Source organism: Cupriavidus sp. KK10, assembly GCF_018223725.1.
Lineage (GTDB): Bacteria > Pseudomonadota > Gammaproteobacteria > Burkholderiales > Burkholderiaceae > Cupriavidus > Cupriavidus necator.
This window is the reverse complement of sequence record NZ_CP073677.1, coordinates 678854-696241: the sequence shown is the minus strand read 5'-3', so window position 1 is coordinate 696241 and position 17388 is coordinate 678854. Positions and strand designations below refer to the sequence as shown.

Genomic DNA, 17388 nt, shown 5'->3' with positions numbered 1-17388 from the left:
TCCCGTTGGAAGGACTATATGGGAGTGACAGCGCCCCTTCAATAAGCTATTTTCTACATATGATCCGCATCTCGATTCACCCGCACCTGCAGATCCGGGACGAAGCCAGCCCCGGTGGCGAGGCCCTGGACGTGTCCCGGCTTGTCGCCCTGCTCGGTCATATCGAGGAATCCGGCAGCATCAGCCACTCGGCACAGGCGGTATCGCTGTCCTACCGCTACGCCTGGGGCATCCTGCGCGATGCCGAGGCGCTGTTCGGCGGCCCGCTGATCGACAAGACTCGCGGGCGCGGCAGCGCGCTGACGCCGCTGGCGCAGCAGCTGGTGTGGGCCAGCAAGCGGATCGGGGCGCGGCTGTCACCGACGCTGGACAGCCTGGCGTCCGAGCTGGAGATCGAGTTGAAGAAGCTGATGGACCAGCCCGAAGCCACGGCGCGGCTGCATGCCAGCCACGGCTTCGCGGTGGCGGCGCTGCGTGACTTCCTCGACGAGCAGCAGGTGCGGCACGACCTGAAGTACTGCGGCAGCGTCGAGGCCGTGGCGGCCCTGGCCGAAGGCGCCTGCGATATCGCCGGCTTCCATGTGCCGGTGGGCGAGTTCGAGCACGGCATGTGGCGGCATTTCACCACCTGGCTCAAACCGGACACCCACTGCCTGGTGCACCTGGCGGTGCGCAGCCAGGGGCTGTTCGTGCGGCCGGGCAACCCGCTTGGCATCCACACGCTGGAAGACCTGACCCGGCGCGAGGTGCGCTTCGTCAACCGCCAAGTGGGCTCGGGCACGCGCCTGCTGCTGGACCTGATGCTGGCCGCGCGCGGCATCGACACAGCCCGCATCGAGGGCTACAGCAATGGCGAGTTCACCCACGCCGCGGTAGCCGCGTATATCGGCAGCGGCATGGCCGACGTGGGCTTTGGCGTGGAAACCGCGGCGCGGCGCTTCGGGCTGGCGTTCGTGCCAGTGATCAAGGAGCGCTACTTCTTTGCGATCGAGCGTGCCAAGCTGCGCAGCGCGGCACTGGCCGGCGCGGTGGACGCGCTCACCAGCGAAGCCTTCCGCCAGCGCGTCAATGCACTGCCCGGCTACGACGGCACGCTGACCGGCACCGTGCTGACGCTGGAAGAAGCGTTCCCGGACTACACCGCGGGGCGCTAGCGCTCCAGCAACGACAGGCGGTCAGGATGACCGACCCATTGCTCATGGCCGGGGATCGGCCCCTTGGCCTTGAGCAACGGCAGCCAGTCCGCGCGCCGCGACAGTTCGGCATTGAGGGCAATGAAGTGGCGCTGGTCCTCGGGCAGGTCATGCTCCGAGTAGATCGCGCCAACCGGGCACAGCGGCACGCACATCGAGCAATCGATGCACTGGTCGGGGTCGATGGCGAGGAAGTTGGGCCCTTCGTGGAAGCACGACATCGGGCAGACTTCGACGCAATCGGTATGGCGGCACTGGATGCAGGCATCCGTCACGACAAAGGTCATGGGCAGTTGCGGTACGGCAGGTGATGACCCCATCATCGTAGCGTCCCGCCCGCGGGCGCGGGACGCGTCCCATTGTGCGACTCCTTCAAATCCGCTGAAGAGCCGCACCCGGCCTGGCCCGGGCGCAGGCGCGTCAGGCGGTCTCGCGCATCAGTTCTTCCTTGCGCGCCGCCATGGCCTGCGCCACGTCGCGCACCTGGTCAAGGCGGGGAAACTGCGCGGCCTCGCTGTCACCAGCCCCGCGCGATGGGGCGAGATCCCGGAGGTCCCGACCACGGCGCAAGCCGGCGTTGCGGGCTACCAGGTCTCGTCGTGGATCGGAGCCCTGGCACCGGCGGCGACGCCGGCAGCGGTTGTGGAGCGCCTGTCCGACGAACTGATCCGCATCGCCCAATCGCCCGCGTTCAAGGCGTTCTGCGCGCAGCAGTCGATGTACGTCGACATCGCGGATCGCCGCCAGTTTCTTGCCGAGCTGCCGAAGGAGGATGCGCGCTGGAAGCGGATCTCGCAGCTGGCGAAAGAATCCTGACTTCGCTCTCTGACTTCGCTCCCGATCGGAACGTAGCCAATTCCACGCCATCGATCTTCCATCGTGGATGGCATGCGAGGGTGGCTTTCCGAGGGATACTGCTCCACCCGACTGACGCCATCCGCACTGGTTCGTCCTCCAGTCGGTGGGTGCCTTGCAACCGGAAAATCAAGGACAATCTCGAAACGCGCCTTCTGCTGCTGCGGCGGCGCCTGGATGAACGAAATCTGCCGGTCAGGCGGATCCATGCGGGCCGTGGCCAGGTCAGTCGAACTCCCGAAAAGGAAAATGATGCAAGCGATCGATCCAGCCGCTGAACCGGTGAAGATCCGTGCCGTCGAGCCGGACGACTTCCCTGCGTGGAAAGTCCTCTGGGGCGGCTATAACGCATTCTACGGTCGGCACGGTGCCACTGCCTTGCCGGCGGAAATCACGCTCACGACCTGGTCACGCTTTTTCGACGCCTACGAGCCGATGTACGCGTTAGTTGCAGAGCAAGCGGGCGAGTTGATCGGGCTGGCGCATTTTCTGCTGCATCGAAGCACCATTCAACTCAGTCCGAACTGCTATTTGCAGGACCTCTTCACTGCCGAGGAAGCAAGGGGAAAAGGCGTCGCGCGTCGACTCATAGATCAGGTCTATGCACGTGCCAAAGCACTGGGCGTGGCAAGGGTGTACTGGCAGACCCACGAAACGAACACCACCGCCATGCGCCTTTACGACACCGTCGCTGAGAAGTCCGGATTCGTGGTGTACCGCAAGCAGCTTTGAACCGCGGCTGATGGAAATCAGGGATTGCGGTGCATGCATTCATGCGCCGCATGGCGCCCGCCGCATCAGAACGTATAGCCGAGTGCCAGGTAGAGAAAGCGCGTGTTGTGTCCGCCAACGGCCTTCAGCGTGCGGCTCTCGTCCACGTACACGGCGCCGCCATTGACCAGCACATGCCGGCTCGCCTGCCACGCAACGTCCACGGAGAGCTGGCTGCTGCTGTACTGGCCGGAGCGGCCCGCGGTGCCGGGAACCGGGATGCCCGCCGAGGTGTAGACCGCGTCGTGCGTGGTTGCCCGCCAGATGAAGTCACAAGCGAAGGTCAGCTTGATGCCGGCCGCGGGAATCAGCGTCAGCGACGGCTGGATATCCAGCACGTTGGAAGCGCCGATCAGGCCGGCCTGGTTGAAGTAGGCCAGCTTCGGAAACAAGCCGTTGTAGGTGCCGATGGTGCCGTCGTGCGGATTGCGGTCACCGCTGCCCATGGTCGCCTTGATGCCTGCGCGCGGGTGCCAGGCCGACGCCGCAAAGGTGTACCCGGTATCGGTCGAAAAGCCCCATGCGCGGATCTGTTGCGAGGCCAGGCTGCCGAACTGGAACAGCGCCTCCCAGTCCCAGTCCCAGCGGCCGTGACGGCCGAACAGACGGCCCCCGAGCGAATGCCGCCGCTCCGCGCCGCTGCCATCGCTGAACAGCGCGCGGTCATTCTCGAAACCGAGGTAGTAGAGATCGGCGGAGGTTGCCGGCAGGAAAGCCGCCGGCATCGTCTCATAGACGCCCCAGAAGCCCTGCGCCTGATTGGGCCGGTCGTCGAAGCTGCCGTCCTTGAGCAGCACCGGACGCGTGGCGAAGGCATCCACCCGTGCGCCGCCCAGGCTTGAGCCAAGCCTCAGTCCGTCGAAGGCGCGCCGCACATTGGGGGCATCGCGGATCGAAACCAGGCGCTGCGCGCCGAACGCCATCTCCTGCCGGCCCACGCGCACCAGCAGCGGGTCCTGCGCGGGCGCCGGGAGCGGCACGCGCAGGTCGACGAATGCCTGCTGCACATCGAGCTGGTCGACATAGGGCGGCGTGGTGACGTCCTTGCCCATGGCCAGCTGGTTGCCCAGCTGCACGAACGCGCGCAGGGATTCGCCGGCATGCAGGTCGGCGTGCAGCAGCGCCCGGTGCATCAGGTAGCCATCGCCACGCGGACCCGGCACGGCGAAATTGCTGGCCGAGTAGTCCTCAAAGCGCTCGCGGATCTCTCCGCCGAGGCTCAGGAACCAGCCAGGACTGCCGAGCGGCACATACTTGACCGGGCCCCAGAAATCCGTGCGCATGGCCGGATCGCGCAGGTAGCGATAGTCCTCGTCATAGCGCAACAGCTTGAACGGGGGCGGCACGCTCGGCGGGGACGGCAGCGGCTGCGCGCTCGCGCCGCCGACGGCGGTGACTAGCAAGAGCGCGACAGCCAGAGCAGCCCATGGACGGGGCGCGCGACAGGCACCGACGTGGCTGCAAGGGGAACATGCCTTCCATCGGGCCATCGGGCACCTGGCTGTGGGAAACGGCCGGCCTGCGAAGTGCACGATGACACGGAGCGCGCGCGGGCGCACCGGAAGCTGGTGGCCGGATACGGACAAATATGGACGATCCCGCAGGCAGATTCAAACCCAATCCCGCCCCGTGCGCGCCCAAAACAAAAAAGGGCCACATGGCCCTTTCTTGCTGCAAGGCTGATCCGCGGATCAGCCAGCGAAGTTCTTGCCGGCGAAGTCCCAGTTCACGACATTCCAGAATGCCTCGACGTACTTCGGGCGGGCATTGCGGTAGTCGATGTAGTAGGCGTGTTCCCACACGTCGCAGGTCAGCAGCGCCTTGGCGTCGGTGGTCAGCGGGGTGGCGGCGTTGGAGGTCGAGACCAGGTCCAGCGAGCCGTCGGTCTTCTTGACCAGCCAGGCCCAGCCCGAACCGAAGGTGCCCACGGCGGTCTTGGTGAACTCTTCCTTGAACTTGTCGAACGAGCCCCACTTGGCGTTGATGGCATCAGCCAGCGCGCCGGTCGGCTGGCCGCCGCCGTTGGGCTTCATCGAGTCCCAGTAGAAGGTGTGGTTCCACACCTGGGCAGCGTTGTTGAAGATGCCGCCCGACGACTTCTTGACGATCTCTTCCAGGGTCGAGTTCTCGAACTCGGTGCCCTTGATGAGGTTGTTCAGGTTGGTGACGTAGGTCTGGTGGTGCTTGTCATGATGGAACTCCAGCGTCTCCTTGGAGATGTGCGGAGCCAGGGCATCATGCGCGTACGGGAGCGGGGGGAGCTTGTGTTCCATTGTTCTGTCTCTGTGGGTTGGGGTTGTGGGTCCGGAATTGCCGATTGTAGGGGACTTGCAAGACCCGCGCAAACCGCGGGACAAAGCCCCCTGCTCCGATGTTAGTTTGTCCGGGCAAGGGTTTCCGGGGGGATTTCCGCCCGGCTTCCCGGAACGCTTCGGGCCCGCCGCGGCATCGCGAATGGGAGGCGTTCCCGGGCCGCGCAGGCGCTCAGAAATCCGGCAGCTTGGCCTGCACGCCGGCAATCGCCAGGTCGGCCACGCCCTCGGCCAAGTGCGCTTCGAGCACGCTGCCGGCGCGGATCTCGGCGGGCGAGCGCAGCGCGCGTCCGCGCTGGTCCAGCAGCACCGCATAGCCGCGTTCCAGCGTACGCTGCGGCGCCAGCAGCTCCAGCGCGCCGGCGCTGCGCGCCAGGCGCTGGCCGGCGCGCTCGTGCTGGCGTGCGGCGGCGGCCTGCAGGCGTTGCCACAGGCGGGCCACGTCGGCATGAGCGGCGCTGGCATCGGGGCGGCACGCGCTCCAGCGCATCGCCAGCAATTGGTGGCGGTGGCGCTGCGACACCACCGTGTCGCGCAATGCCGACCGCAAATGTCGGGCCAGATTGTCGACGCGCGCGCGCCGCTCCTGCAGTTGCGCCTGCGGGCTGCGCACGCGCCGCGCCAGCCAGTCCAGGTGCTGCGCGCGCAGGTCCAGCCCGCGCCGCATGCACTGCGTGAGCGCGTCGCGCGCACGCATCGCCTGCGCCAGCAGGTGCGCGCGATCCGGGCTGACCAGCTCGGCCGCGCCGGTCGGCGTGGGCGCACGCACGTCGGCGACAAAGTCGGCGATGGTGAAGTCGGTTTCGTGGCCCACGCCGGAGATGACCGGCAGCACGCAGCGCGCAATCGCCTGCGCCACCACCTCTTCGTTGAACGACCACAGGTCTTCGATGCTGCCCCCGCCGCGGCAAAGGATCAGCACGTCGCACTCGCGCCGCGCGCTGGCCGCATCGAGCATGTCGGCGATCTTCTGCGCCGCGCCAGCGCCCTGCACCGGTACCGGATAGACCACCACCGGCACATGCGGCGCACGCCGGCGCAAGGTGGTCAGCACATCGCGCAGTGCCGCCGCCTGCAGCGAGGTGACCACGCCGATGGTGCGCGGATGCGCCGGCACCGGGCGCTTGCGCTCCGGCGCGAACAGCCCCGCCTGCGCCAGCTTTTCCTTCAGGCGCAGGAAGGCTTCGTACAGGTTGCCCAGCCCCGCCCGGCGCATGGCCTCTACGCCCAGCTGCACCTCGCCGCGCGCCTCATACATGGTGACCACGGCGCGCACTTCCACCGCCTCGCCCTCGCGCGGCTGGAAGTCGACATGCTGGTTGCGCCCGCGGAACATCACGCAGCGGATCTGCGCCCGTGCATCCTTGAGCGAGAAATACCAGTGCCCGCTGGCGGCGCGCGTGAAATTGGAAATCTCGCCGCGCACCCAGGCCAGCGGAAAACTGCGTTCCAGCAGCCTGGCGATGGTGTGGTTCAGCTCACCGACAGGAATGACGTCGCGGCCGCTGCGCGGCGCGGTGGAGGAAGGGTCACGCGAAAAGTTCGGCAAGTCTGGCATGGCGCACGGATGGCAAGCGGCGTGAATGGGACATGTCCACAGCATAACCGCTATGTCAAGGGGGTAGCATTGATGCCGGCGCCCTGCCCCGAAAGGCGCATGGGTTCGTCCAACCCTTTGATTCTTATGAGTTTTACGAGCAAAACAAAAATTAGGCAATATAACCAATTCTCTTTTGCATCAATCACTTACATAGCGCCTGGCAGGCTTGTTCACAAAGTTATCCACAGCTTCTCTGGATAAAAGGCGCCGTAAACCACACTTTTCCGGCGAAAGTGGCCCCAAAACCGCTTGCTGCCCGATGAAAGCGGCCGACCCGGCGCGTGGCGTATCAGAGCGCCGCTGGCCGTCCGGGGCGCAGCGTCCATGCTGCATTTGCACAATTTCTGGGCAGGGCGATGGGAGGTCATAAAAATCAATGGGTTAACCTGCTTCTCCCGGATTTGTCCACAGGCCGTCCACAATGCTCTCCCTGCGGAATGTGGAAAAACCCGGTTTCTGCCCTGCCTGACGCCACATCGGCCGCGGGCCGCACGGATACACCCGTTTGCCTGTTTTTTGAGCAGCCGATGGTGCCACCTTATAAATCAAAGACTTAGGTGACCTCTCAGGCAGCTTTCCACAAGCGCTCCACAATCCTGTCCCGGCGCTGTGTGGAAAGCCGCACAGGAATGCGTGCCAGCACACCGACGCGCCCGGCCAGGTTGTGGAAAGCGGTGCCTGGCGGCGTGCACCATGCGCCGCAGGGTCTGCGTCAGGCTTTTGCACAAAATTTAAGCAGTGATGTTTTTGCCCTTAAAGATCAATGTGTTAGCACGCTTGTCAGGTAGCTTTCCACAATCGATCCACAACACTGTCCCGCTTTGCTGTGGAAATGGGCGATGCGTGGCCGAGACAGCGTCGGGTGCCGTCTTGCCGTGCGACAGGGCGCAGGTTAGAGTGGCGCCTGATTTTTCAGAGCAATGCCGGAGCGCGCGCCGCCAGCGGCCAGACGCGCATCAAGGCATGCCGTCCAGGTGGTTTGGGGTTTTGTTATTCGGTTGTCGATCCCGGGGGTCCAATTGTTTTCCATCATTCAAGCGGCCGGCTGGCCGATCTGGCCGCTGTTGCTCGCCTCGGTCATCGCGCTGGCGCTGATCGTCGAACGTTTTCTCACTCTCAAGCGTAGCAAGGTCCTGCCCGCCAGGCTCTATGAAGAGGCGCTGGCGGCCGCGCAGCAACGCCGCGCGACGCCGGAAGTCGTCAACACGATTGAGCAGAACTCGCCGCTGGGCCGGGTGCTGGCCGCCGGGCTGCGCCACGTGGTGCTGCAGCCGCATACCTCGCGCGATGCCGCCAAAGACGTGGTCGAGGAAGCCGGCCGCGTGGTCGCGCATGAGCTGGAGCGCTACCTGAACGCGCTCGGCACGATCGCCTCGGTGGCGCCGCTGATGGGCCTGCTGGGCACGGTGATCGGCATGATCGAGATCTTCGGGAGCCAGGGCGGCACCGGCGCCAGCCCTGAACAACTGGCGCACGGCATCTCGGTGGCGCTGTACAACACTGCCTTCGGCCTGATCGTGGCAATCCCGGCGCTGATCTTCTGGCGCTACTTCCGCCGCCGCGTGGATGACTACGTGGCCGAGCTGGAATTTCGCGCCACGTCGTTCCTCGACGCGATCCTGCCGCAACGCCGCGCCTGATCGCCGAACAGAACGAACGCCATGCAATTCCGTTCCCGTCAGCGGCGCGAAGAGCCGGAGATCAACCTGATCCCGCTGATCGACGTGCTGCTCGTGATCCTGATCTTCCTGATGATCACGACCACCTACTCGCGCTTTACCGAGCTGCAGATCCAGCTGCCCACCGCCGACGCCGAGCGCGCCCAGCAGCGGCCGCGGGAGATCGTGGTGTCGGTGTCATCGCGCGGGGTCTACTCCGTCAACAAGCAGGTGATGGAGCAGAAGGACGTCACCAGCCTGGCCGACCAGCTGCGCGCCGCCTCGGGCACCGGTGCCGGCGGCCAGCCGCCGGTGGTGATCGTCAATGCCGACGCGCAGGCCAGCCACCAGGCCGTGATCAACGTGATGGAGGCCGCGCGGCTGGCCGGGCTGTCGCGCCTGACCTTCGCCACGCAGAGCGCACAGCCGCGCTGACTCCGGGCGCCCTGGCGCATGCGGCCGACGGGCTTGCCGCATGCGCTGTGCAATGCCCATAATGGTTGAGCCACCCGCGCCCCCAGGGGGCGAAGCCGCGGGCGCACTACAATCCCATCCCAACCACCGACTCCACCGCCCGCCGCGCCCATGCCCGTTCCCCGACATGCCCTTGCCGACTTCGTGACCGCCCAGTGGCAACGCCGCGGCTGGTTCGCGTGGGTGATGCTGCCGTTCTCGCTGCTGTTCGGGCTGATCGCGCGGGTGCGCCGCTATGGCTACCAGCGTGGCTGGTTCAAGTCGACACGCCTGCCGATGCCGGTGGTGGTGGTCGGCAACGTGACCGTGGGCGGCACCGGCAAGACGCCGGCGGTGATCGCGCTGGCACAAGCGCTGACCGAGGCGGGGCTGCGCCCCGGCGTGGTGTCGCGCGGCTACGGCGTGGAACTCAAGCACCCGCGCCGCGTGAAGCCGACCTCGAAGGCGTCCGACGTAGGCGATGAGCCGCTCCTGATCGCGCGCGCCACCGACGTGCCGGTCTGGGTCTTCCCCGACCGGGCGCTGTGCGCGCAGACCATGCTGGTATCGCACCCGGGCGTCAATGTGCTGCTGCTCGACGACGGCCTGCAGCACTACAAGCTGCAGCGCGACTTCGAGATCGTGATGTTCGACTCACGCATGGGCGGCAACGGCCTGCTGCTGCCAGCCGGCCCGCTGCGCGAGCCGCTTTCGCGCCCGCGCGACGCCACGCTGATCAACGACCCCACCTTCCGCGCCACGCCCGACCGCCCCGGCGTGTACGGCATGCGGCTGGAGCTGGACGACGCCTGGCAGCTGGCCGATCCCACCATGGCGCGGCCGGTCAGCGCCTTCGCCGGCCGGCGCGTGCTGGCCGCCGCCGGCATCGGCAACCCCGAACGCTTCTTCGCCAGCCTGCGTGGCGCAGGGCTGTCGCCGAAGACACTGCCGCTGCCCGACCACTATGACTTTGTCGCCGACCCGTTCGTCGACAATGCCGATGCGCTCGACGCCGACGTGATCCTGATCACCGAGAAGGATGCCGTAAAATGCGAGCGCTTCGACGACCCGCGCATCTGGGTCGTCCCCACCAGGCCCGTGATCGATACCGGCCTGATCGAAAAAATCCGCCGCGCCGTCCTGGCGCAAGTCAAACCCGCGCCGACCGCGCCGGCAACCACGCCGGGCGCCGCAGGGCGCAACGAGGAACACCGAGATGGACAACCGGCTGCTTGAAATCCTGGTCTGCCCGCTGTGCAAGGGCAAGCTGGAATACGACCGCGCCGCGCAGGAGCTGATCTGCCACGCCGACAAGCTGGCGTACCCGATCCGCGACGGCATCCCCGTGATGCTGGCCGACGAGGCCCGCCAGTCGGTGCCGGGCCGCGTGGTCAACCCGGACGCCCCTGCCGCCGGCAACTGAGCGCGCGCCATGACCGTCCCCGCGTTCACCGTCGTCATTCCCGCGCGGCTCGCCTCGACGCGCCTGCCTGACAAGCCCCTGGCCGATATCGGCGGGCGCCCGATGATCGTGCGCGTGGCCGAACGCGCGCATGCGTCGTCGGCGCGGCGCACCGTGGTCGCCACCGACGCGCCCGCGGTGGCGCAGGCCTGCGCCGCGCACGGCATCGAAGCCGTACTGACCCGCGCCGACCACCCTTCCGGCACCGACCGCCTGTCCGAAGTGGCCGCCCAACTGGGCCTGGCCGACGACGCCATCGTGGTCAATGTGCAGGGCGACGAGCCGCTGATCGAACCGTCACTGATCGACGAGGTGGCACTGCATCTGGCGCACCACGCCGACTGTGCCATCGCCACCGCGGCGCATCCGCTGCAGGACATCGCCGAAGTCTTCAACCCCAATGTGGTCAAGGTGGTGTGCGACGCCGCCGGCCGCGCACTGTATTTCTCGCGCGCGCCGATCCCGTGGGCGCGCGATGCCTGGTCGGGCGTGCCGGCCGTGCCCGCGGCGCTGGCCCAGGTGCCGCTGCCCGGCATGCCGGTGCTGCGCCATATCGGGCTGTACGCCTATCGGGCGGGCTTTTTGCGCCGCTTCCCGACGCTGGCGGCGGCGCCGCTGGAGCAGACCGAGGCGCTGGAGCAACTGCGCGCCATGTGGCATGGCGAGCGCATTGCGGTGCTGCAGACCAGCGCCGCGCCGGCCCCCGGCGTCGACACCCCGGCCGACCTGGAACGGGTGCGCGCACTGTGGGCGCAGTCGATGGCCCAGGAAGGGCCCTGACAAAACGACCCGCGCGGGCGTCTGCCCGCTCAGGTTCATACTGCTGCAACCTGAACCGGGGGGCGGATTTCGGGCCGATTTTGCGCCGCCTCATGGCATAATGCTTGCCGATACAGAGCCGCCCGGCCGGCATGCGCAAGCGTGCCGCCGGCCAAGGCTCGGTGGGGAGATAAAGATAGAGCCCGTCCGGTGTGCCGCGCCGCCATCCCCCTGGCAGCCGCCGCCGGCCGTACGCGTGGGTACGCCTGAGCAGTGCCCGCGCTGAACGCAGTCAGAACGCATCAGGACCGCAGTAAGTCCTGCGTCAAGTTACGGCGTTACCCTCCTTCTGATCTCCCGCCATACCAGATTAAAAACTCTGAGGACCCGTAAATGCGTTTGATCCTGTTGGGCGCGCCTGGCGCCGGCAAAGGCACGCAAGCCAAGTTCATCTGCGAGAAGTTCGGCATTCCGCAAATATCCACGGGCGACATGCTGCGCGCCGCGGTGAAGGCCGGCACCCCCTTGGGGGTGGAAGCCAAGAAGGTCATGGACGCGGGCGGACTGGTGTCGGACGACATCATCATCGGCCTAGTGAAGGACCGTCTGAAGGAAGACGACTGCAAGAACGGATACCTGTTCGACGGCTTCCCGCGCACCATTCCGCAGGCCGAGGCGATGAAGGAAGCGGGCGTGGCAATCGACTACGTGCTGGAAATCGACGTGCCGTTCGACGCCATCATTGAGCGCATGAGCGGCCGCCGCGTGCACGTGGCCTCGGGCCGCACCTACCACGTCAAGTACAACCCGCCCAAGACCGAGGGCGTGGACGACGAGACCGGCGAGGCGCTGATCCAGCGTGACGATGACAAGGAAGAGACGGTCAAGAAGCGTCTTGATGTCTATTCGCAGCAGACGCGTCCGCTGGTGGATTACTACTCGGACTGGGCTGCCAAGGGGGATGCTTCCGCCAAGGTGGCGCCGCCGAAGTACCGCAAGATCCTGGGCGTGGGCAATGTCGATGACATTACTGCGCGGGTGTTTGAGGCGTTGAAGTAATTCTTTCGCCTGCTGTGTTGTGAAAGCGGCCTTTGGGCCGCTTTTGTTTTATGGGCGAGTAGGTGGGGTGTGGCCCCCTTGCACATCCCCCACCACCCCGTAAAATACCGCCAATGAATTGACGTTTACGTAAACGGCAACAAAAAACCCCAATCCCAAGGAGACAACCCCAAATGCAAATCCAAGGCAACGTATTCATCGTCACCGGCGGCGCCTCAGGCCTGGGTGCAGGCACCGCCCGCATGCTGTCCGAAGCCGGCGCCAAGGTCGTGATCGCCGACCTGAACGAGGCCACCGGCCAGGCCCTGGCAACAGAACTGGGCGGCCAGTTTGTCCGCTGCGACGTCACCTCCGAAGCCGACGGCCAGACGGTGGTGACCGCCGCCCAGGCACTGGGCCGGCTCTCGGGTATCGTCAACTGCGCCGGCATCGCCACCGCCAACAAGACCGTTGGCAAGAACGGCCCCCATCCGCTCGACGCCTTCGACAAGACCATCCGCATCAACCTGGTCGGCACCTTCAACATGATCCGCCTGGCCGCCGCGGCCATGGTGCAAAACACCCCCGACAGCGAAGGCGAGCGCGGCGTGATCATCAATACTGCGTCGGTGGCGGCCTTTGACGGCCAGATCGGGCAGGCCGCCTATGCCGCGTCCAAGGGCGGCGTGGTGGCAATGACGCTGGCGATCGCGCGCGACCTGTCGCGCGACGGCGTGCGCTGCATGACCATCGCCCCGGGCATCTTCGAAACGCCGATGCTGCTGGGCATGCCGCAGGAGGTGCAGGACGCGCTCGGCAAGATGGTGCCGTTCCCGCCGCGCCTTGGCCGCCCGGCGGAGTACGCCAAGCTGGCGCGCTCGATCATCGAGAACACCATGCTCAACGGCGAAGTGATCCGCCTGGACGGCGCGATCCGGATGCAGCCCAAGTAATGCCCAGGCCTGCCCGCTCAGCCGGGCAGCAGCATCACAAGCATCAAACCCGGCGCCGCCGCCGGCACCAGCGTCAGCTGCTCGAACTGCAGCGCGCCCAGCATCGGGTGGCGAAAGCCGCGGCGGCCGCCCTCGCGGTCTTCCACGTCCTGCGACAGCCAGGCATCGCGGAAGGCCGCGCTCTCTGCCATCAGCCCCTCGATCAACGCACGCGTCGGCACCTCGTCCGCATGGCGGATGCTGTGCGCACGGAATTCCGCCACCAGCCGTGCCGCGCGGTGCGGCCAGTCTTCCACCAGCGCCATCAGCCCCGGCGACAGGAACATCGCGCGCAGCAGGTTGCGCTCGGCGCTGGCGGCATCGAGCCAGCCGATAAACAGGTCCGCGGCGGCATCGTTCCAGGCCAGCGCGGTCCATTGCCGGTCGAGCAGGTAGGCCGGCCCGCCGATGGCATGCACGCTGGCCAGCACCACCGGCGGCACGGTTTCGTCCGGGGCCTGCTGCGGGTCGCGGCGGCCCGCCAGTTCGAACAGGTAGGCGCGCTCGGCGCGCGACAGCCGCAGCGCGGCAGCCAGGCTGGCGAGCGCACGTGCCGACAGCGATACCGGCCGCCCCTGCTCCAGCCACGTCACCCAGGTGGCGCTTAAGCCCGCCAGTTGCGCAACTTCCTCGCGGCGCAGCCCTGGGGTGCGGCGGCGCCGGCCCGGTGCGAGCCCGACATCGGCCGGCGCCAGCCGTTCGCGGTGCGCGCGCAGGAAAGCGCCCAGCACGGATTCACGCGACGATGGCGATGCAGACTGGGCAACAGGGGGATCGGCAGATAAAGGCATGACAGGCTGGTGTCGCTTATACCAGGATAAATCGGTAACTTGTACCGGGAAAACTGCCCGCCTACAGTATGCCGAACCCGCCTCGCGGGCAAGTCCCCTCCCCCACAAGAAGGCCGCCCACGACCTGGGCGTGGCCCAAGGAGCCCAGCACCATGCAACAGCAGGAACTCGTCGCCGCCCAGTTCGGCGCCACCGCCAGCGCCTACCTCACCAGCACCGTCCACGCCAGCGGCGCGGACCTGCAGCAACTGAAAGACGAACTGGCCGCGCTGATCCCCGCGGCCAACCGCCCGCGCAGCCGCGTGCTGGACCTGGGCTGCGGCGCCGGCCATGCCAGCTTTGCCGCGGCAGCGGTTGCGGGCGAAGTGACGGCTTACGACCTGTCGGCGGACATGCTGGCCGTGGTCGAGGCCGCAGCGCGCGAGCGCGGGCTGGCCAATATCCGCACGCGCCAGGGCGCGGCAGAGCAGCTGCCGTTCGACGATGCAAGCTTCTGCGCGGTGGTCTCGCGCATGAGTGCGCACCACTGGCGCGACGTGCCGGCGGCGCTGGCGGAGATCCGCCGGGTGCTCAGGCCCGGCGGCAAAGTGGTGCTGATCGATATTGCCGGTGCGCCGGACCCGCTGCGCGATACCTGGCTGCAATCGGTGGAACTGCTGCGCGATCCCTCGCATGTGCGCGATTACACGCCGGCGGGCTGGCGGGCGATGTTCGAGGCGGCGGGCTTTGGCGCCGATGGCATCGCCGTATCGGACATCTGGCGCATCGGCATCGAGTTCGACAGCTGGGTCAGGCGCATGCGCACGGCACCGGTGGCCGTGGAGGCCATCCGCCACCTGTGGCAGATGGCGCCCGCGGAAGTTCGCGAGCACTATCGCGTGCAGGCCGACGGCAGCTTTGAACTGGAAGCGGTGATGGTCACCGCGCGTTGACCAGGTGCGCGGCACCTTTAGGCGGGGAAGGATAGCGCGGACGCCGCAGGCGTCCTTTCCGTTGGGTTTTCAGTGTGGCGTCTGTTGCTGCTCGATGTACTGGCGGATGATCGCCATGGGTGCGTGGCTGCGGCTACCGGCATCAGAAGGACGCAATGCCTACCGTGCCGAACATCGTTTTCGCTGCTCATAGACCAAGGGTAAGATGGGCTCATGCAGCGACTTCAAGCCTTCAAATACGCATTGATGCCGACCGGCGAACAGCAGCGCAACATGCGCCGCTTCGCCGGGCCGTGCCGGTTCGTGTTCAACAAGGCGCTGGCGTTGCAGAAGGAGCGCTACGAGCAAGGCGAGAGGAAGCTCGGCTATGCCGGTCTGTGCAAGCTGCTCACCGTTTGGCGCAACGGTCCAGAGACGCCGTGGCTGAAGGAAGCGCCGACGCACCCGCTGCAACAGGCACTCAAGGACCTGGAGCGCGCCTAGGCCGCGGCGCTCATCGCGGGCGCCTCGGCGCGCACGGTCAGGCGGCGCACCAGGTCCCATACCGCCGCCGCGGCCGGCGACAGTGAACGGTCCTCGCGCCGGACCATGACGATGCTGCGCTCCTCGCGCGGCACCAGCGGCCGCCACACCAGCGGCGACGCCGCCGGCAGCGGCAGCGAGAACGACGGCAGCACCGAGGCGCCGATGCCGGCCTCGACCATGCCGAACACGCTGGCCGAGTGGCCCAGTTCCTGCACCACCAGGGGCACCACGCCATGCCGGCCGAACACGCGGTCGATCAGCGGCCGGCTGCCGGAGGCAAAGTCCAGCAGCACCAACTGCATCCCATGCAGCGCCGACCACGGCACCGAGGCCGACTGCGCCAGCGGATGGTCGCGCCGGCAGACAAAGCAGAACGGGTCGGTCGCCACCGGCTCTACCACCAGCCCGTCGCGCACCAGCGGATCGATCAGCACGCCAAAGTCCACGGCGCCGGCGCGCACCTGCTCCAGGCCGTCGGCCTGCACGTTGTCACGCACGATCAGGCGGATCTCAGGGTATTGGGCGGCGCAGGCGGCCACGTACAGCGGCATCAGTCGGGCCGAGATCGTCGGCGCACCGGCTATCACTACACGTCCGCGATAGCGTTCGCCGAGCTGGCGCGTCTCTTCCAGGGTGTCGTCGAGCTGCCCGAGCAGCCGCTCCAACGCCGGCGCCAGCGCGTGGCCGGCCTCGGTCAGCACCACCTCGCGCGTGGTGCGGTCGAGCAGGCGCACGCCAAGTGCCTCTTCCAGCTCAGCCACACCGCGGCTGACCGCAGGCTGGGTCAGGCCGACCACATCGGCGGCCCGGCTGAAGCCGCCGGTATTGGCCACGGCCAGGAAGACGCGCAACTGGCGCAGTGTGTAATTCATGCAACGACCGGATAAATAGATTCTATAAATGAATTTGCATTCTAGACTTGGCTGACGTCCAATACTAGGCAAAACCCTAACATTGCAGGATCCACCCGCAGTCATGTCTCGTATTGTCCGCAAGCTCAAGAAACTTTATGACCTGATCGACGGCTTCGTTCTCGTCATGTTGACGGCCATCGCCATTGCGCTGGTCGCCCCTGAAATCGGCACCGGCAACGGCCCGCTGCACTTGGGCGTGGTGACCAGCCTGGGCGTGGCGCTGGTGTTCTTTCTGCACGGCGCGGCGCTCTCGCGCGACAAGCTGGTGTCGGGCGCCAAGCACTGGCGCCTGCATGTCTTCGTGCAGACCTTCACGTACGTGGTGTTCCCGCTGGTGGGCGCGCTGCTGATGCTGTCGCTGCGCAATACGCTGCCGCCGGACCTGCTGCTGGGCGTGTTCTTCCTGTGCGCGCTGCCGTCGACGGTATCGTCGTCGGTGGCCATGACCTCGATGGCGCGCGGCAATGTGTCCGGCGCGATCTTCAACGCCACCATCTCGGGCCTGATCGGCATGCTGGTCACGCCGCTGCTGATGGGGCTGGTGATCAGCGCCAGCGGCGCCTCGATGCCGCTGGGCAAGGCGCTCACCGGCGTGGCGCTGCAACTGCTGCTGCCGTTCGCGCTGGGCCAGTTGCTGCGCCCGCTGATCGGCAACTGGCTGACAAAGAAGAAGAACATCACCAACAAGATCGACCGTGGCGTGATCGTGCTGATCGTCTATTCCTCATTCTGCGACGCCACCGCAAAGGGCCTGTGGCACCAGTACCAGTGGCAGACCATCGGCGCCGTGATGCTGATCGCCGCGGTGCTGCTGTTCGTGGTGCTGGGCTTTACCACGCTGACCGCGCGCCGCCTTGGCTTCTCTGTCGAGGACGAGATCACGGCAGTGTTCTGCGGCTCCAAGAAGAGCCTGGCCAACGGCATCCCGATGGCCAAGATCCTGTTTGCCGGCCATCCGGCGCTGGGCCTGCTGGTGCTGCCGCTGATGGTCTATCACCAGCTGCAGCTGATTGTGTGCTCGGTGATTGCATCGCGCTATGCCGACCGCGATGCCTTGCTGGAGGACGAGGCCGCGGCGCGCGCCTGAGGCATGCAGCCATGAAAAAAACCGGGGCATGCCCCGGTTTCTTTGT

18 protein-coding genes and 1 pseudogene are annotated in these 17388 nt (G+C 66.7%); 13 read left to right on the top strand and 6 right to left on the bottom strand.

The genetic code is table 11. From position 1 onward, the window contains the following. Nucleotides 1–59: 59 nt before the first annotated feature. Nucleotides 60–1154 (top strand): substrate-binding domain-containing protein, encoded by a 1095-nt coding sequence (locus tag KB879_RS03480; protein ID WP_013955697.1) that lies wholly within the window; start codon nt 60–62, stop codon nt 1152–1154. Here KB879_RS03480 and fdxA read toward each other — a convergent pair. Further along, entirely contained in the window at nt 1151–1480 is a 330-nt protein-coding gene (gene fdxA, locus KB879_RS03475; protein ID WP_211980758.1) for a ferredoxin FdxA, read from the bottom strand. The genes KB879_RS03480 and fdxA overlap by 4 nt on opposite strands. Between fdxA and KB879_RS03470 the strand changes: the two genes are divergently transcribed. Next, nucleotides 1452–2009, top strand: a complete 558-nt coding sequence (locus KB879_RS03470; protein ID WP_249221246.1) for a tripartite tricarboxylate transporter substrate-binding protein — start codon at nt 1452–1454, stop codon at nt 2007–2009. The two genes, fdxA and KB879_RS03470, sit on opposite strands and share 29 nt — an antisense overlap. A gap of 291 nt (nt 2010–2300) precedes the next feature. Further along, nucleotides 2301–2780, top strand: a complete 480-nt coding sequence (locus tag KB879_RS03465; protein WP_153955678.1) for a GNAT family N-acetyltransferase — start codon at nt 2301–2303, stop codon at nt 2778–2780. Between the two features lie 65 nt (nt 2781–2845). Here KB879_RS03465 and KB879_RS03460 read toward each other — a convergent pair whose 3' ends face one another. The 3 genes from KB879_RS03460 to xseA form a co-directional block, all read right to left on the bottom strand. Then, entirely contained in the window at nt 2846–4222 is a 1377-nt protein-coding gene (locus tag KB879_RS03460) for an alginate export family protein (RefSeq protein WP_249221245.1), read from the bottom strand. A 288-nt stretch (nt 4223–4510) separates the two neighbouring features. Continuing rightward, the gene (gene sodB / locus KB879_RS03455) at nt 4511–5092 is read right to left on the bottom strand and encodes a superoxide dismutase [Fe] (protein WP_013955690.1); all 582 of its coding nucleotides are present in this window, start codon (nt 5090–5092) and stop codon (nt 4511–4513) included. Nucleotides 5093–5303: 211 nt separating this feature from the next. Further along, nucleotides 5304–6689 (bottom strand): exodeoxyribonuclease VII large subunit, encoded by a 1386-nt coding sequence (gene xseA, locus KB879_RS03450; protein ID WP_194946888.1) that lies wholly within the window; start codon nt 6687–6689, stop codon nt 5304–5306. 1061 nt (nt 6690–7750) lie between these two features. Between xseA and KB879_RS03445 the strand changes: the two genes are divergently transcribed. The 7 genes from KB879_RS03445 to KB879_RS03415 all read left to right on the top strand — a co-directional run bounded on the left by KB879_RS03445 (nt 7751) and on the right by KB879_RS03415 (nt 13054). After that, entirely contained in the window at nt 7751–8371 is a 621-nt protein-coding gene (locus KB879_RS03445) for a MotA/TolQ/ExbB proton channel family protein (RefSeq protein ID WP_041228296.1), read from the top strand. 21 nt (nt 8372–8392) lie between these two features. Beyond that, nucleotides 8393–8824, top strand: coding sequence for a biopolymer transporter ExbD (locus KB879_RS03440; RefSeq protein ID WP_013955686.1), 432 nt, complete (start codon nt 8393–8395; stop codon nt 8822–8824). Between the two features lie 150 nt (nt 8825–8974). Then, the gene (lpxK, locus tag KB879_RS03435) at nt 8975–10078 is read left to right on the top strand and encodes a tetraacyldisaccharide 4'-kinase (RefSeq protein WP_153955663.1); all 1104 of its coding nucleotides are present in this window, start codon (nt 8975–8977) and stop codon (nt 10076–10078) included. After that, nucleotides 10059–10265 (top strand): Trm112 family protein, encoded by a 207-nt coding sequence (locus KB879_RS03430; RefSeq protein ID WP_013955684.1) that lies wholly within the window; start codon nt 10059–10061, stop codon nt 10263–10265. Before lpxK ends, KB879_RS03430 begins: the two co-directional genes overlap by 20 nt. A gap of 9 nt (nt 10266–10274) precedes the next feature. Continuing rightward, nucleotides 10275–11084 carry a 3-deoxy-manno-octulosonate cytidylyltransferase gene (gene kdsB / locus KB879_RS03425; RefSeq protein ID WP_153955662.1) on the top strand — a complete coding sequence of 270 codons (810 nt, stop codon included), beginning with the start codon at nt 10275–10277 and terminating at the stop codon, nt 11082–11084. 372 nt (nt 11085–11456) lie between these two features. Continuing rightward, nucleotides 11457–12122 carry an adenylate kinase gene (gene adk, locus KB879_RS03420; RefSeq protein ID WP_211980755.1) on the top strand — a complete coding sequence of 222 codons (666 nt, stop codon included), beginning with the start codon at nt 11457–11459 and terminating at the stop codon, nt 12120–12122. A gap of 173 nt (nt 12123–12295) precedes the next feature. Continuing rightward, nucleotides 12296–13054, top strand: coding sequence for a 3-hydroxyacyl-CoA dehydrogenase (locus KB879_RS03415; protein WP_211980754.1), 759 nt, complete (start codon nt 12296–12298; stop codon nt 13052–13054). A 17-nt stretch (nt 13055–13071) separates the two neighbouring features. On the opposite strand, the gene KB879_RS03410 is transcribed toward KB879_RS03415, so the two are convergent. Further along, entirely contained in the window at nt 13072–13884 is an 813-nt protein-coding gene (locus KB879_RS03410) for a helix-turn-helix domain-containing protein (protein ID WP_153955661.1), read from the bottom strand. 152 nt (nt 13885–14036) lie between these two features. On the opposite strand from KB879_RS03410, the gene KB879_RS03405 reads away from it, so the two are divergent. Further along, entirely contained in the window at nt 14037–14816 is a 780-nt protein-coding gene (locus KB879_RS03405; RefSeq protein WP_153955660.1) for a class I SAM-dependent methyltransferase, read from the top strand. Between the two features lie 213 nt (nt 14817–15029). After that, nucleotides 15030–15296: pseudogene (locus tag KB879_RS03400) on the top strand (helix-turn-helix domain-containing protein); the annotation flags it as partial. On the opposite strand, the gene KB879_RS03395 reads toward KB879_RS03400, so the two are convergent. Beyond that, nucleotides 15296–16213 carry a LysR family transcriptional regulator gene (locus tag KB879_RS03395; RefSeq protein ID WP_013955677.1) on the bottom strand — a complete coding sequence of 306 codons (918 nt, stop codon included), beginning with the start codon at nt 16211–16213 and terminating at the stop codon, nt 15296–15298. The pseudogene KB879_RS03400 and the gene KB879_RS03395 overlap by 1 nt on opposite strands. Nucleotides 16214–16316: 103 nt before the next feature. On the opposite strand from KB879_RS03395, the gene KB879_RS03390 reads away from it, so the two are divergent. Next, nucleotides 16317–17342, top strand: a complete 1026-nt coding sequence (locus tag KB879_RS03390) for a bile acid:sodium symporter family protein (RefSeq protein WP_153955659.1) — start codon at nt 16317–16319, stop codon at nt 17340–17342. The last annotated feature ends 46 nt before the right edge of the window (nt 17343–17388 follow it).